This is a genomic window from Paramuribaculum intestinale, assembly GCF_003024925.1.
Lineage (GTDB): Bacteria > Bacteroidota > Bacteroidia > Bacteroidales > Muribaculaceae > Paramuribaculum > Paramuribaculum intestinale.
Map to the genome: position 1 here is coordinate 20,616 of NZ_PUED01000006.1, position 15,212 is coordinate 35,827.

Here is a 15,212-nt window from a genome sequence, read left to right on the forward strand (position 1 = left end):
GTTTTTTTGAAAGTTACTTGCTTATGGTGTTGAGTGTGAACGCTCCGGATGTATGAAGCGCGAAGTCCGTACTGTCGTTGACGCTGCTGAATGAGATCCGGGCTATGCGCAGACTGCCTGTCTCCAGACTGCAGCTTGCATCGGCATCCAGTGTGCTGTGCCAGTCGATGGCTTCGACAGTCGAAAGTGAGTCGGCCTTAATACTCAGTCGGAGTGTGCGCTCTCCTAAGGCAATGGTGGATATCGACGTGTTTTGGATCTTGATATATGGATACTGGCCGAGGTCGTCCGGATTAACTGTCGCAAGGCCGAGGCGGCAGTCGTAGAAATGCGTCGTTCCTCTGATCTGCATATGGATGCTGTCGGTCGATGCGTCTTTCAGGACTACAGGCACCTCTCTGAGCGTACTTCTGATCTTTGCCGGAGCTGCCGGTGTGATGATGCGGATCGGATAGGAGCACTCGATATGTCGGTAGTAGCCTCTTCCGGTGGAGCTGTCGCCGTCGTGTCGGCTTATGAGCAGATTGAGTTTGCCGTTGCGTTCGCTGACAGTTATATACGGAGCCAGTCCCGACGGATATTCCACCCGGGGCGAGCCGGTGGTGTCGGCTACGATGATCTCGATGCCTGCGGATAGGGAAATGCCCAGATACCGGTCTTCGGGTTGCGTCACTTCTATGTTGTCGGCCATGGTTATGGCTACGCTCTCTGTGGATTCGTTTGAGATGACGATCGGCGACATGTCTGCTCTGATGCCGTATGATGTTGTGATCGCAATCACGCTGAGCGTGAGTATGAATCCGCCTATGGCGGTGGCGATCATTATTATGGTGGTCTTTTTCATTGCTTTAAGAAATTTTCATATTCTGATGCGAGTTCCATTGTGGTCCAGCCGAGTGCGCGGATACGTTCGAAAAACCGTGGAAGTTCATCGGCGTAGAATTCGGCGCGTCGCATTCCGCTGACGATTTCGTGGCCGTTGGCGGCGACAAAGTATCCGCAGCCGCGACGGTTGAATATTATGCCACGTTGCTCAAGCCATTCGTATGATCTGACTGTCGTGTTGGGGTTCACTTCCATTTCGGCGGCAAGTTCTCTTACTGACGGCACTCTCTGGTCGGCGCTGAAGGTGCCGTCCATTATGCGGTCCATAATGTGGTCGGCTATCTGCAGGTATATCGCTTTGTTGGTGTCAAACTGCATGTCGGTTTTGATTGGGTTGACAATCTGGGTCTTTCGCGTCTATCGCTTGGTGGTGGTCACGTCAAGTTCATGAAGTCTGATGCATCCCAGCGTCCAGTTGAACAGGATAGCTGCTGTCGCCATCGCGAACATGATCTCTTTGAAATGATCCTTGATCCATAGATGTTCGGGCCATATTTTTCCGTACATGAGATATTCTCCGGTCATCATGGCGCATATCATATATATGGCTGTCAGCGCCCCGAATACAATAAATGTTTTTAGAAACGAGCTCCGGGTCCATATCGTGCTTCCGAGCACAAACAGCGACTGGATGAAGAAGTAGATGTATATGAAGGATGCGACGAATGTGGTGCGGTAGTGCGGTGGGCCGAGTACTGAACGCGTGTTTTCATTGTCGATAAATATCGGCCTGAAAATGAATTCGGCATAATAGTCGGGCAGTGTTATGGCTGCGATTCCTACCCTGATTGCGTCGGCGAGTGCTACAGATAGTAGAAATATCACCGGGAAGGCTATAACGTATATGAGCCAGCGCGATAGAAATGTTTCGGTTATTGGCGTGGGGCGCATAAGCAGTCTGATGCGGCCCTCTTTGCTTCTGATGTCCTCCATCATCAGTGATGAGCCCAGGCATGACAGTATCAACCCTCCGAAGTAATATAACGCAGTCATGTCGCCGAGTTTGATATCTTCTCTCTGAGGCCATTCTTCCCAATTGTAGCTGTAGGGGATGTTTATTATGGCTATGCATATCATCACTCCGACTAACAAGGCGGTGCGGAGCAGTAGTTTGCGCCGGTTTTCGGATATGTAGAGGGCGGTAAGGCTGAGTGTTCTTGCCGCGCTGAATCGGTCGGTGTTTGTCATTGCTGTGTGAATCTGCTGGTTAGACTTTCTGGATTGTTAAGAGCATACTCAAAAAGGCTCTCGAGGTTGAGTTCGGTCGGATGATCGGGGTTGTCGTTGGGCAGGATTAGAGCGCTGCCTCCCACGGCCGGCTGGGCAAACAGTGCCTGCTGCATCAGGGCGGGGGAGTCGGAGTTGACAAACCGCAGGCGTTCGGTTATTTCGGCTGTGCTGCGGTCGAGCAGCACCCGGCTGCGTTCGGTGATGACCACATGGTCGAGTATGCGGTCTATGTCGCGCACCTGATGGGTGGAGATCAGAATTGTGCGGTCGTCGGTCATCGACGATACGATAAATTTGCGGAATCGGCTTTTGCCCGGTATGTCAAGGCCGTTGGTGGGTTCGTCAAGCAGCAGCAGGGAGGTGTTGCACGCGAGAGCGAAGCACATGAAGGCTTTTTTCTTCTGGCCCATCGACAGGGATCCGAGGTGCAGATCCGACTCCAGTTCGAATGTGTCGAGGTGGCGGCGCATGTCGTCAAGGCTGAAGTTGGGATAAAACCGTGAGTTGAGCCGCAGAAACTCCCTGAGTCTGATGTTCGGTAGCGAGAATTCTTCGGGCACGATGAATATGTCCGACAGGGTCGAGGGGCGGCGGAAGCGCGTGTCCGTGCCGTTGTAATACACGTGTCCGCTCTGCGGGGTGAGCAGGCCGGCGGCGAGGTAGAGGAGGGTCGACTTTCCGGCGCCGTTGCGGCCGAGCAGGCCGTAGATGCCTCCGTCGCGGATGTTTGCCGAGAAGTCGTTGAGCACGGGCGGCCGGTGGCGGCCGTAGCTGAATGTGATGTCTTTTATTTCGAGCATTAGTGTAATAGTGAAATAGTACACTGCAAAGGTATGCATAATTTTTAATTCGCAAAAAATATTTCACAAAAAAAATGTATTTACTAACTTTGCGATAGTCAAAAAAAACAACTATTACCAATCATGGAAGAATTAGACATAGCACAGGTGTTCAATGCCGCAGAGGTGCTTAAAGATGTGGCGCGTCATCCGCGTCTTATAGGTGTTACAAAGATAAATCCCGACGCACAGGTGTATCTCAAGCCTGAAAATCTTCAGCATACCGGAGCATTCAAACTCCGTGGCGCTTACTATAAGATCTCGCAGCTTACACCCGAAGAGGCTCAGAAGGGTGTGATAGCCTGCTCGGCGGGCAATCATGCGCAGGGTGTGGCGCTGTCGGCTACGGCCAACGGTATCAAGAGCATCATCTGTCTGCCGGCGGGTGCGCCGATCTCCAAAGTGGAGGCGACAAAGCGGTTGGGAGCGGAAGTGGTGATGGTGCCTGGTGTCTACGACGATGCCTATGCTAAGGCGCTGGAACTGCAGAAGGAGCATGGATATACGCTGATACATCCGTTCGATGATCCGCTCGTGATCGCCGGACAGGGCACTATCGGTCTTGAGATCCTCGAGGAGATGCCCGATGTGGAGGCTGTGATCGTGCCTGTGGGTGGCGGTGGTCTTATCTCCGGTGTGGCGTTCGCGCTGAAGACTCTCAAGCCTGAGGTGAAAGTCTATGGTGTGCAGGCTGAGGGCGCTCCCTCGATGGCCGATTCGCTCAAGCGCAATGAGCGTCTGCATCTCGACAGCGTTTCTACGATAGCCGATGGTATCGCGGTCAAGGAGCCTGGAATCAATACGTTCGAGATGTGCCGCAAGTATGTCGACGAGATCGTGACCGTGAGCGACGACGAGATCGCTGCAGCTATTCTCAAGCTTATCGAGGAGCAGAAGCTCGTGGCCGAGGGCGCTGGTGCGGTGTCGGTGGCGGCTGCTATGTTCGATAAGGTGCCTGTCAAGGGCAAGAAGGTGGTGTGTCTGGTGAGTGGCGGAAATATCGATGTGACTTCGCTCAACCGTGTGATCACACGCGGACTTGTCAAGAGCGGCCGAGACGCTACCATCGCGATCGACCTCTCGGATAAGCCGGGACAGCTGTCGAAGGTGTGCAGCATCATCGGCGATCATGGAGCCAATATCCTCTCCGTGCAGCATGAGCGCAATTCAAGCCATACCCAGATCAATGGCTGTACTCTCCGTGTGGAGATGGAAACCCGCAATCTGCAGCATATCGCCGATATCAAAAAGGCTTTGCGCGAGAACGGTTTCGACGTGAAACAGTGATATGCGGGATTGCTTGCCGGTTTTATTAATTGAACAGTTGTTTATATGAAGTTGCGTAACGTTTTTCTTGCTGCGTCGTTTGCTGCGTCGTTGACAGTTTTTGCCGGAAATCCGAAATATGTGTTCTATATGATCGGCGACGGTATGGGCATGGGGGCTGTTTCGGCAGCCCAGGGTTTCCTTAATGCTGTGGATGGCGATGGGGCTATGCTGCAGATGCTGCAGATGCCTGTGGCTTCGATGTCGCAGACCTATTCGGCGTCGTCGCCGGTCACCGATTCGGCGGCTGCCGGTACGGCGTTGGCTTGTGGGCACAAGACGCGCAACGGAATGCTCGGTATGGATGCCGATACTGTAGCGGTGCAGTCGATAGCCGCACGGTTTCACGACAACGGGTTCGGTGTCGGACTGGTGACTACGGTTGCGCCCGACGATGCGACGCCGGGGGCGTTCTATGCCCATGTGCCACGTCGCAGCATGTACTATGAGATAGGCTGCGATGCGGCGCGCTCTGGCTATGAGTTTATCGGGGGAGCCAATCTGCGCGGCGCTAAAAACACTGATCTGATGGCACGGTTGGCCGATGCAGGGGTCGATGTGGTTCGTGGCCGTGAGGCGGCCGCAAAGTCGACGTCGCGCAGAGTGATGATGCTCAACACCGATTCAGTGAAGAAAAACAATGTCGGTTATACTATCGATTCTATCGCCGGAGTGCTGACGCTGGCGGATCTCACCGAGAGTTGTCTGAAGCATCTCATGCGGGTAAGTCCCGACGGTTTCTTCATGATGGTGGAGGGTGGCACTATCGACCATGCGGCTCACTCCAATGATGCGGCTACGGTGGTGATGCAGACTCTGGATTTCGACCGGTCGATAGGATTGGTGAGGCAGTTCGCGGCCAGCCATCCGGGTGAGGCGCTGATAGTCGTCACCGCCGATCATGAAACCGGTGGAATGGGTATGGCCTCGCTGCGTCATCACTATAATCAGAGGCTTGATCTTCTGGCTCATCAGCGTATGTCGAAGGATGCGTTCGCCGAATGGACATCTTCGGTCATCAAGTCGGGCAACGCTCCGGCATGGGAGGATATGAAGGGTGAGCTTGCCCGCCGTGTGGGATTGTTCGGCGCGGTGGCTGTGGATGAAGCCGACGAGGAAGCTCTGAAGGCTCTGTATGAGACCACGCTGTCTCACATGGGTGGCGATAAGAAGTCGACCCTCTACAGCAGCTTCGACCGTTTTACTGATAAGGTGTATGATCTGATGAGCGCTCTGACCGGCGTGGGATGGACTACCGGCGACCACTCGGGGGCTGTTGTTCCGGTGTTTGCCGAGGGCGAGGGACTGCAGTTGTTCGCGCCGGCGCAGGACAATGTCGACATTCCGGTTAAAATCATGAAAGCCGTAGGGCTCTGAGGCCTATGATCGGCTTGCGTCATCTTTTGCCGCTTGCGGCTGCCATGGCGGTCGGTGCCTGCACCGATCGCCATGAGCATATCAGTGCGGTCTATGAGAGCGATGGTTGTCTGGTGAGCCTGACCGGAATCACTAAGGCCGACGGTAGTGTCTGGATGCCCGATGATTCACTGGCCGCAGCCTCGCCTCTTGCTTCGCCTTCGCCGTTGATCGATGCTGTTTTTGCCGATGGTATCAGCCGGTTCGGCATGATGCTTGCCAGTGATTCGTCCTGCGGGGGATTGGAGGCTGACATGGCTGTGGCTGTCGGAGGAAGTTTGCTCGATCCTGATGGTGCTGTGGCGATGTTGCGTCGGCAGGCCTGTCAGACTGATTTTGGCGGGTGGCCTATCTCTGAGGGAGCTTTGCTCTGGATACCGGCGGCATGGAGCGCGTTCTGTGCCACATCCGATACGGTTTGGCTACGCGAGGCTTACGGTGTCGCGCAGGATATTATCGCGCGTTCGCTTGAGGTCGGATGGGATTCGTCGCTCGGACTGCTTCGCGGCAGTATGCCGGCATGGAGCGGGGAGCAGCAGCTGCCGTATCCGCGCTGGGCTGATGCGGTGCGGCGTTTCGAGTCGGTGTCGCTGACCGCCAATGTGGCTCTTGCAGAGGCAATTGCCGCGTTGGAGCGTATGAGGGCTGTGGCGGATGCCGGCGGAGAGTGTCCGGCAGTAGGTGCCAGTTATGTGAGGAGGCGTGTCAATTCGCTTCTGTGGGATCCGTCGCGTGGACGTTACAGTGCTTATCTCTATGGTGGCAGGTTGATGGATATGCAGGCGCCTGTGACTGACAATATCGGTCAGGCGATGGCAATGATATGGGGTGTGGCGTCAGAGCCGATGGTGTCGTCGGTGTTGTCGCGGACAGGTTACATTCGGGGTATGGTGCCCGATTTATATCCGCTCATGGCGGGCATGAAGGTGGAGGCGGCTTTAACCGGTGCTCCGATGATGCAGACTCTCTGGGCCATGGCTGCGGTCATGGATTCGCGCGAGGAATCTCTGCTGGCAGCCATCGCTTCGCTGTGCCGGCTTCATGCGTCAGAGCCCGAGAGCGGCGCTTCATCATGGCTCGCCCTGCTGGTGATGCGTGTTGTTTTTGGGATCGGTTTGCAGCCGGCGACAATTGGTTTTCATCCGTCGGTGCCGCAGTGTCTTGGGGGTGGTCTCTCACTGAATGGGTTGCGCTATGGTGATGCGGTGGTCGATGTGGCGATAAAGGGCTTTGGCAATCGTGTCGCACGTTTTGAGATTGACGGGGTGCCCTCTGTGACTTACAATATCGCTGACTCTCTAAGCGGGTATCACAAGGTCGAGATACTAATGGCCAATAATACGATGACCGAGGTAGGCGTCAAGGATGTCGGGCTGCAATGGTGCCCGCCGACGCCGGAGGTGGTATGGCGGTCGATGTCGTCGGGACGTATAGCCGATTATTCCGTTTCGCTTGATTATTATATGGTTGTCAACGGACTTCGGGATGTCAGACTGACATCGCCTGAGGTGTCAGTATCCGGACTGGTTTCGACGTCGGTGGCGGCAGTGGTAGGTGTGGCTGACGACGGATTGTCGGGCTTCTGTTCTATGCCGAGATTCTGTGTGCCGCGTGGGGCTGTGAGCCGGTATGAGGTCGAGGAGTGCAATCGTTCTGGCACGGATCTCGTGCGCGACCGGCGCACATCACGCCGCTATGTGGAGTCGGGTCGTGGGGGATTGGCCGATATTAAGGTTACGGCGACAGAGTCCGACGAGGTGGATTGCCTTATAGATATTTGTTATGCCAACGGTAACGGATCGGCAGGATTGCCGTCGGCCACGGCGTTGCGCCGAGTGACGGTCAACGGTGAGGATGTCGGCATGGTAGTGATGCCGCCGCGTGGCGGGGGCTGGTGGTTATCCACCGGATACTCGTCGAGCGTAAGGGCTCGGCTACGTAAGGGATCGAACGATATAGTTCTGTCGGTTGTTGACAATCTCGGAGGGTCGTCGGCGGCAGATCTGGTGCTTGTCGACAATGTAAGGGTTATAAGGCTGACAGATGAATTATTACAGCAATGAAACGGATCGGAATACTGAGCGATACTCATTCTAAATGGGATCCGCGCTATGCCGCGCATTTCGACGGATGCGACGAAGTGTGGCATGCGGGTGATATTGGCGATATCGGTCTGCTGCAGCGGCTGCGTGAGTGTGCGCCTGTGGTGAGAGCCGTCAGTGGCAATATCGATTCAGGCGAAGTGCGTCGGGAGTGCCCCGAACTCCTCGAATTTGAAGTGGAGGGAGTGAAGGTGTTGCTGACTCATATCGGCGGATACCCGGGTCGATATCGTCCTGGTATGAAAAAGTTGCTCGCGGCCGACGGTATCCGGCTTATGGTCTGCGGCCATTCCCATATCCTTAAGGTCATGCCCGATCCGGAGCTGGGACTGCTTCATGTCAATCCGGGAGCGGCAGGCGAGCAGGGCTGGCAGAGAGAACGCACGCTTGTGAGGCTGATTCTCGATGCCGGCGACATACGTGATCTTGATGTGATCACTCTTGGCCGTCACTATGGTGGAGACAATTGATAATCGATTAAATTTGAACGCATACTTATGAAGAAACTGATGATCTTATTATCGGCCTGCGCTCTGCTCGCAGGCTGTAAGACAAATGAAGCCAATTATCGCCAGGCCTACGAGGTGGCGAAGCAGAGATACGAGAATGCCGATACGGTGAGCACGTCATCCCACCGGCTTGAGCGCTATGCGCAGCCTCATCCTAAAGTGATCGACGGCGACACTCTGCAGTTGCTCATGCAGCCTGTCAGCGCTGTGGCCGGAGAGGGACTGACATCCTCGCAGATCCGTAATTACAATGTCGTTGTCGGTCAGTTCAGGCAGATATTCAATGCCCGCCAGATGCGTCAGCGTCTTATCGCGTCAGGATATGCCTCTACTGCAGTGCTGGCTTCGCCGCAGCCTTTGTACTATGTCGTGACAATGTCTACCGATACAGCATCGCAGGCAGCCGCTGAAATACGCAGACTGCAGTCCGACGCATCGGTGAAGCTGCGTGCTCCGCTGCCATTCGTCATCTCGCCGCGCTGACAGATTTTTTAGAACAAAGCAAAAAGCCTTGCGTCCATCGTTTCGCAAGGCTTTTTGATTAAAGAGTGTGTTTTTACTATCCATTGACGGAAGATTCATAGTCACAGTGTGTGGATTAGACCTCTTTGAAGTGTGAGCGGTCTACGCCGCAGATCGGACAGGTAAAGTCGGCAGGCAGTTCGCCGTCGCACTCTACAGTATATCCGCATACGTCGCATTTATAGACACGTTTTGCCGCCGGTTGCGTTTCGGATGCCGGCTCTTCGCGATAGGTCGGTGCGTTTTTCGGAGCACTGCCCTTGATCACTTCATGATAGTAGGAGTATGTCATCGGACGTCCCTCACCTTCATAGGTGGCCTTCAGGCGTCCTATGACAATTATGTGCGTCCCGCAGTCGACAAAGTCGAACGCGTCAAGAATGAGCCGCCCGCAGAATTTGCCATTTACGGCCGGCGCGCCGTCAAGATCCTTATATCCGTAGCCGGAATATTTGTCGTTGTCGCGGCTCGAGCAAAAACCGAATTTGCCGATGATCGACGGATCTGTATCTTCGGCCAGGATTGAAAGGCTGAAGCGTGGGTTGCGCCGTATGGCATCAAGGGTGAAGTTGTTTTTGTTGAGCGATATCGCCAGAACCGGATTTTCGCTTGTCACCTGAAAACAGGTGTTGATGATACACCCTACGGGCCTGTCGTCGGAGTAGCATCCGACCACATACAGCCCGTAGGTGATCTTTTGAAGAGGAGTAAGGTTCATGATTTGTGTGTCGTTTAATAGTTCTGTGCCTCAAGCTCGAAGAAGCAGCGCGAGTGCAGGCACACAGGACATACCTCGGGAGCTTTTTTGCCTACTACGATATGTCCGCAGTTGCGGCATATCCACACCATGTCACCGTCGCGGGAGAATACCAGTCCCTCCTCAATGTTTTTGAGCAGGCGACGGTAACGTTCCTCGTGATGTTTCTCTATCTCGGCTACGGCACGGAAGCGGAAGGCTATTTCGGGAAATCCCTCGGCCTCGGCCTCTTCGGCCATGCGCGAATACATGTCGGTCCATTCGTAGTTCTCTCCTTCGGCAGCTTCGCGGAGGTTGTCCATGGTGTCGGAAATTTCGCCTCCGTGGAGCAGTTTGTACCAGAGCTTGGCGTGCTCCTTTTCGTTGTGGGCTGTTTCTTCAAATATGGCGGCGATCTGTTCGTAGCCGTCTTTACGTGCCTTTGATGCGAAATAGGTGTACTTGTTTCGAGCCATAGATTCGCCGGCAAATGCCTGCTGGAGATTCTGTTCGGTTTTGGTGCCTTTTAAGTCTTTCATAATCGTGTGTTATTTTGTTGTTGTTGAGATATTTTGGTTACATTCAGGACAGATGCCCTTAAAAAAAACGTTTACATTGTTGCATACATATTCGTCGGGAAGCCGAAGTGACGACATGTCGAGCGTGATGTCGAATATGCGGCGGCACTCCTTGCACATGAAGTGGCCATGGGGCTGACGGTCGGCGGCGTCATAGCGTGTGGAGTCCGACGATATGTCTATGTTGTTGACAAGGCCTTTTTCCGACAACAGTTTCAGGCTGCTGAACACTGTGGTGCGCGACAGTGTCGGATGCTCTTTGACCAGTTCGGAATACACTTCGTCGGCTGTCGGATGGCAGTAGCACGAATTGATGTATTCTAAAATGGCAAGCCGCTGCATCGACGGACGTATGTCCGCTTCGCTCAGTCTATAGTGGAGTCTGTTACGGTCTGTTTTAATCATTGAATCCTAATGGCATATTGTACTGAATACAAAGTTATATCAAATACATCACCTGTGCAAGTGTTCACAGAAGGTTTTGTTGATTATTAACATCTGCTGAAATTTGTTGACAGATACGGAGCGCGCTCCACGGATAAAACAAATATCCATGGAGCGCGGTTCAGTAATATCGGGATGTCGCTCGGCCGGTTTTTATGAATTGATATTCACGTATCCGTTTATACGACAGCTGCAGTATTTCCTGCCTCGGTCAGATCATATTGACGAGGGTCTTTTTTTTGCGGGATCGCAAGTCAACCCCACCTTCAGTTTCTTGAATATCTTATGGTCTACTTCGCCAAGCATCACAGTGCAGTGGGCTTCACATCCGTTGAGCTCTGGCAGTTTCTCAAGTGCGCGACGGCAGTTCTCGTCGTGTGTGCTCAATACCGAAAGAGCCACCAGCACCTCATCGGTGTGCAGTCTCGGGTTATGTCCCTGCAGATACGTTGTCTTGGTGTGCTGTATAGGCTCGATCATATCCTGTGGTATCAGCTTCACCGAATGGTCTATGCCGGCAAGATGCTTGATGGCGTTGAGTATCACGGCGGCACTCGGACCGAGAAGCGCGCTTGATCCGCCGGTGATTATGGTGCCGTCCTGCAGTTCTATAGCCGAGCAGGCCACGCCGGTCTGTTCGGCGCGTTCTCTGGCAGCGGCTATGGTGCGGCGGAACTTGGTGTCGATATTGGCCTGTTTGAAAAGCAGTGCTATCTTGTCCACCTCAGAGTCGCAGCAGTCACCTTGTGCCAGACGGTTGAGGGCGGTGAAGTAGCGTCTGACTATCTCGTTTTTGGAAGCCTGGCAGCATATCTCGTCGTCATTGATGCAGAAGCCTACCATATTTACTCCCATGTCGGTGGGTGACTTGTATGGGTTGTGGCCGTAGATCCCTTCGAATATGGAGTCGAGCACCGGGAAGATCTCTATGTCGCGGTTGTAGTTGATTGCGGTCTTGCCGTACGCCTCGAGATGAAACGGGTCTATCATGTTCACATCGTTGAGGTCGGCTGTGGCAGCCTCATAGGCTATGTTGACCGGATGTTTCAGTGGCAGACTCCACACTGGGAACGTTTCAAACTTGGCATAGCCGGCCTCTATGCCGCGCTTGTGTTCGTTGTACAGCTGGCTGAGACATACGGCCATCTTGCCGCTGCCGGGGCCGGGAGCCGTTACTATAACAAGCGGTCGTGTGGTCTTGACATAATCGTTTTTGCCAAAGCCCTCTTCGGAGGCTATCAGATCCACGTTGGTCGGATAGCCGTCGATCGTGTAGTGGTAGTAGGTGGTGATGCCGAGACGTTCAAGGCGCTGACGGAAGGCGTCGGCGCTTTTCTGCCCGTTGTAGTGGGTGATGACCACCGAACTTACCATAAATCCGCGTTTCTGGAATTCGTCGCGAAGTCTCAGCACATCCATGTCGTATGTTATGCCAAGATCCGTGCGTACCTTGTTTTTCTCAATGTCAATGGCGCTGATCACGATCACTATTTCCGCGTGATCGTTGAGTTGGCTGAGCATCCGGAGTTTGCTGTCGGGCTGGAATCCTGGCAATACGCGGCTCGCGTGATAGTCGTCAAACAGTTTGCCTCCCAGTTCCAGATATAGTTTGTTGCCAAACTGAGCGATGCGTTCCTTTATGTGCTCGCTCTGTATCTTGAGATACTTGTCGTTGTCAAATCCGTATTTCATAACGGGATGCAAAGTTACGAATTTTTTGCTGTAATAGTTCGTCTGATACCGCCGTATTTCACAAATGTTTTTATAAAAGCTGCGATAAAAAACCTGCGCCGTAATGCATGATTCATTACGGCGCAGTCTTTGAATGCTTTTTCAGTCGGGAATATACTCCGGGCGATTACTTTACAGATGCTTTCGACATGGCTGCGGCCACATCGGCGCGGAGTTCGTCGTCCTGCTTGTCGCGGCTTATGATATTGCCCTCCGGATCAAAAAGTATGATGCATGGTATTCCGGCGATACCGTAGAGATCGGTCGGAATATTCTGGCCATTGAGGATCTGCGGCCAGGGCAGTTCATGCTGCTCTATGGCGCGGAGTGTGTTGGCAGGTTCGTCCCATACGGCTACGCCAAGCACGTCAAGGCCTTTTGGGCCATACTCTTCGTAGAGTTCCTTGATGACTCTGGTCTCGCGGATACATGGACCGCACCAGCTCGCCCAGAAGTCGACAAGCGTGTATTTGCCGCGACCCACATAGTCGCTCAGACGTGAGGTCTTGCCGTCGTAGGTGATCTCGAAATCCTTGAATTTGTGGCCTACTGATGTCTCCTCTTTGTTTATAAGACCCTGACGGAGTGTCTGCACGCGTTTCGAATCGGCAAACTGCGGATATTCCTTGAGTTTGGCGTCGAATGTGGGCAGATCATATCCGTAGCACTGCTGAAGGAAGAGGTAGTAACCGAGCGGATTGCCGGCATTGGCCTTGAGAGCGTTTTCAAACAGATCGTTATTGCTCTGCTGTATTTCTTTCTTTTTTGCTTTATCCTCGGGGGTGTCGCCGAGCTGACGGTATTCGGCCACGTGCTTTTGCTGCTCCGACATGAGGTTGACGAGGGCGTCGTTGGTCGGTGAGCCTGTGGCCATGCGGTTGGCCGGATTTAAGGCTATGTCGCCCTCTTCGAGCACAAACTGTCCGGCACGGTTGCCGTCGAGGATCACCCGGGCAAACACCGGAGTGGTCACAGTGCCTTTGAAGATGGCTTTTCCGCCATCAACCACCGTCGAGTCAAGTTTGGCACTTGTGTCGAAGTCGATGATGTAGGCTGTCAGGCCATCCTCATCCTCCGAAAGCGGGAGAGTGACAGTGTAGTTGTCGGTCGCTGTGGCCGCATTGGCGCACGATACTGCCAGGAATGCTCCGGCTGCAAGGGTCATGAATGGTAGTTTCATATCAGTGATATTGGTTATTGTTGTTCTTGCTGGAATAATTCATCGTTTTCGTCGAGCTTGAAGTTGTGGGCCAGCAGGGCGATGAATTTTGATATCTGCGTGATGGCCTGGCGTGTGGCATCGGTGATCTCTTTGTGCTGTAGCCGTAACATAAGCATTCCGTAGAGTGCGTTGAAGCAGGTTTCAATCTCTCCGGGCCGTTCGTCGCCGCTTTTGGCGCGAAGTTCCACTATGTAGGGTAGCGTGCGGTAAAATTCGGCGGTATATTCGGCAAAGCGTGGATCTTTGAGCAGTGCCATATGCAGATCCACGAGCTGCACTATCACGTTGCGGTTGAGTTGCAGATGCCCGCTTTTTGCCACACCCTCGCGGCGCATCATGTCGATCAGGCTCTCATACCATTCGGTCATCTGTAGGCGCTGCTCGTCCGACAGGCCTGTGTAGCGGTCTATCACGTTGGCCTTTATGCGGTCTATGTCGAGATCGTTGGCGCGTATGATGTCCTCTATCTGCCACATATACAGCAGATATTCGGCTATATTCTCTTTTCTTTTTTCGGATGCGGTAAACATTTGTTTTACTTGTTTGGAGTTCAGTCAGGATAGATCCGTCTTAAGTTAAACACTGTTCTCTCTAATGAGTTTGCCGGCATAGAGTGTCAGTTAGATTGTAGTGATGCGGCGAGAGCCTCGGCGCAGCGCTCGCCGTCGATTGCAGCCGACACGATTCCGCCGGCATATCCGGCTCCTTCGCCGCAAGGAAACAGTCCTGGAGTGGTCAGCGACTGCAGTGTGGAAGGGTCGCGCACGAGTCTTACGGGAGCCGATGTGCGCGTTTCGTCGCCGATCACGGTGGCTTCCTGAGTCAGGAATCCGCGGTTTTTGCGTCCCATCTCTTCAAAACCCTTTCGCAGCCGGCGCGAGATGCAGTCGGGCAGAAGCTTGTCCACTCTCGCTGGATAAAGTCCGGGGGCATACGACGATGGCGGAAGAGTGTCGGAGTCACGGCCGGCGACGAAGTCGGTCATGCGCTGTGCGGGAGCTTTCTGTGTGCCGTCGCCAGCATTGAAAAAGCGTCGCTCGATCTCCTCCTGATATAGCATCATGCGCAATGTCTCATCTTCACCTTCGGGTGTGGCCACATCCTCAGGGAGCAGCTCCACTACCATGCCGGAGTTGGCCCAGCGTGTGCCGCGGTTGGAGGGCGACATGCCGTTGACCACCAGTAGCCCGGGTTCGCTCGAAGCGGGTATGATGAATCCGCCAGGACACATGCAGAACGAGTAAACGCCGCGGTTCTCCACCCTGGTCAGCATCGTATATTCTGCCGCCGGAAGATATTTGCCACGACCCTCCTTGCTGTGGTAGCGTATGCGGTCAATCAGAGCCTGCGGATGTTCGAGGCGGACTCCTATGGCTATCCCTTTCGCCTCCATGCCTATCCCCGAAGCGCGCAGAGTGCGGTAGACGTCGCGCGCCGAGTGGCCGGTGGCCAGTATCACCTTGCCGCGGATGTCGCCGCGGCCGGTCGAGACTCCTGTGGCATGTCCCGATTCATCGGTGATGATCTGTTCGGCACGGGTGGAAAACCTCACCTCTCCGCCGCAGCGTTCGATGGTGTGGCGCATGGCCTTGATTACTTCCGGCAGACGGTCGGTGCCTATATGTGGATGTGCGTCTGCCAGTATGTCGGTCTGTGCGCCGTGCTGGCAGAA

16 protein-coding genes are annotated in these 15,212 nt (G+C 54.0%); 5 read left to right on the plus strand and 11 right to left on the minus strand.

All coding sequences use genetic code 11. From position 1 onward, the window contains the following. Window positions 1-13: 13 nt before the first annotated feature. Genes C5O24_RS01245 through C5O24_RS01260 form a run of 4 tightly spaced genes read right to left on the minus strand, consistent with a single transcriptional unit; the run spans window position 14 to window position 2,915 of the window. Window positions 14-844, minus strand: a complete 831-nt coding sequence (locus tag C5O24_RS01245) for a hypothetical protein (RefSeq protein ID WP_107681348.1) — start codon at window positions 842-844, stop codon at window positions 14-16. Further along, window positions 841-1,203 (minus strand): GntR family transcriptional regulator, encoded by a 363-nt coding sequence (locus tag C5O24_RS01250; protein ID WP_107035742.1) that lies wholly within the window; start codon window positions 1,201-1,203, stop codon window positions 841-843. The genes C5O24_RS01245 and C5O24_RS01250 overlap by 4 nt, the downstream gene beginning before the upstream one ends. 39 nt (window positions 1,204-1,242) lie before the next feature. Beyond that, on the minus strand, window positions 1,243-2,073 hold the full coding sequence (locus C5O24_RS01255; RefSeq protein ID WP_107035741.1) for a hypothetical protein: 831 nt from the start codon (window positions 2,071-2,073) through the stop codon (window positions 1,243-1,245). Next, a complete protein-coding gene (locus tag C5O24_RS01260) occupies window positions 2,070-2,915 on the minus strand; it encodes an ABC transporter ATP-binding protein (RefSeq protein ID WP_107035740.1) in 846 nt (281 codons plus the stop codon). The genes C5O24_RS01255 and C5O24_RS01260 overlap by 4 nt, the downstream gene beginning before the upstream one ends. Window positions 2,916-3,038: 123 nt before the next feature. Between C5O24_RS01260 and ilvA the strand changes: the two genes are divergently transcribed. The 5 genes from ilvA to C5O24_RS01285 are packed head-to-tail and all read left to right on the plus strand — an operon-like array spanning window position 3,039 to window position 8,790. Continuing rightward, on the plus strand, window positions 3,039-4,241 hold the full coding sequence (gene ilvA, locus C5O24_RS01265) for a threonine ammonia-lyase (RefSeq protein ID WP_107035739.1): 1,203 nt from the start codon (window positions 3,039-3,041) through the stop codon (window positions 4,239-4,241). Between the two features lie 45 nt (window positions 4,242-4,286). Next, entirely contained in the window at window positions 4,287-5,657 is a 1,371-nt protein-coding gene (locus C5O24_RS01270; RefSeq protein ID WP_107035738.1) for an alkaline phosphatase, read from the plus strand. 5 nt (window positions 5,658-5,662) lie between these two features. Beyond that, window positions 5,663-7,759, plus strand: a complete 2,097-nt coding sequence (locus C5O24_RS01275) for a hypothetical protein (RefSeq protein WP_133165424.1) — start codon at window positions 5,663-5,665, stop codon at window positions 7,757-7,759. Further along, entirely contained in the window at window positions 7,756-8,268 is a 513-nt protein-coding gene (locus C5O24_RS01280; protein ID WP_107035736.1) for a metallophosphoesterase family protein, read from the plus strand. Before C5O24_RS01275 ends, C5O24_RS01280 begins: the two co-directional genes overlap by 4 nt. Before the next feature lie 27 nt (window positions 8,269-8,295). Further along, the gene (locus C5O24_RS01285; protein ID WP_107035735.1) at window positions 8,296-8,790 is read left to right on the plus strand and encodes an SPOR domain-containing protein; all 495 of its coding nucleotides are present in this window, start codon (window positions 8,296-8,298) and stop codon (window positions 8,788-8,790) included. Between the two features lie 115 nt (window positions 8,791-8,905). Here C5O24_RS01285 and C5O24_RS01290 read toward each other — a convergent pair whose 3' ends face one another. The 7 genes from C5O24_RS01290 to C5O24_RS13910 form a co-directional block, all read right to left on the minus strand. Continuing rightward, on the minus strand, window positions 8,906-9,547 hold the full coding sequence (locus C5O24_RS01290) for a flavin reductase family protein (protein WP_107035734.1): 642 nt from the start codon (window positions 9,545-9,547) through the stop codon (window positions 8,906-8,908). A gap of 14 nt (window positions 9,548-9,561) precedes the next feature. After that, complete coding sequence (gene rbr, locus C5O24_RS01295; RefSeq protein ID WP_107035733.1) at window positions 9,562-10,104, minus strand: rubrerythrin; 543 nt, start codon at window positions 10,102-10,104, stop codon at window positions 9,562-9,564. Window positions 10,105-10,113: 9 nt separating this feature from the next. After that, a complete protein-coding gene (locus tag C5O24_RS01300; protein ID WP_107035732.1) occupies window positions 10,114-10,548 on the minus strand; it encodes a Fur family transcriptional regulator in 435 nt (144 codons plus the stop codon). A 255-nt stretch (window positions 10,549-10,803) separates the two neighbouring features. Then, a complete protein-coding gene (locus tag C5O24_RS01305; RefSeq protein ID WP_107035731.1) occupies window positions 10,804-12,279 on the minus strand; it encodes a DUF1846 domain-containing protein in 1,476 nt (491 codons plus the stop codon). Between the two features lie 166 nt (window positions 12,280-12,445). Continuing rightward, entirely contained in the window at window positions 12,446-13,498 is a 1,053-nt protein-coding gene (locus C5O24_RS01310; RefSeq protein WP_107035730.1) for a TlpA disulfide reductase family protein, read from the minus strand. A gap of 14 nt (window positions 13,499-13,512) precedes the next feature. After that, a complete protein-coding gene (locus C5O24_RS01315; protein ID WP_107035729.1) occupies window positions 13,513-14,070 on the minus strand; it encodes a DUF4924 family protein in 558 nt (185 codons plus the stop codon). A gap of 86 nt (window positions 14,071-14,156) precedes the next feature. Next, window positions 14,157-15,212: NAD(P)/FAD-dependent oxidoreductase (locus C5O24_RS13910; RefSeq protein ID WP_338418701.1), on the minus strand; the 1,056-nt coding region annotated here is incomplete at its 5' end.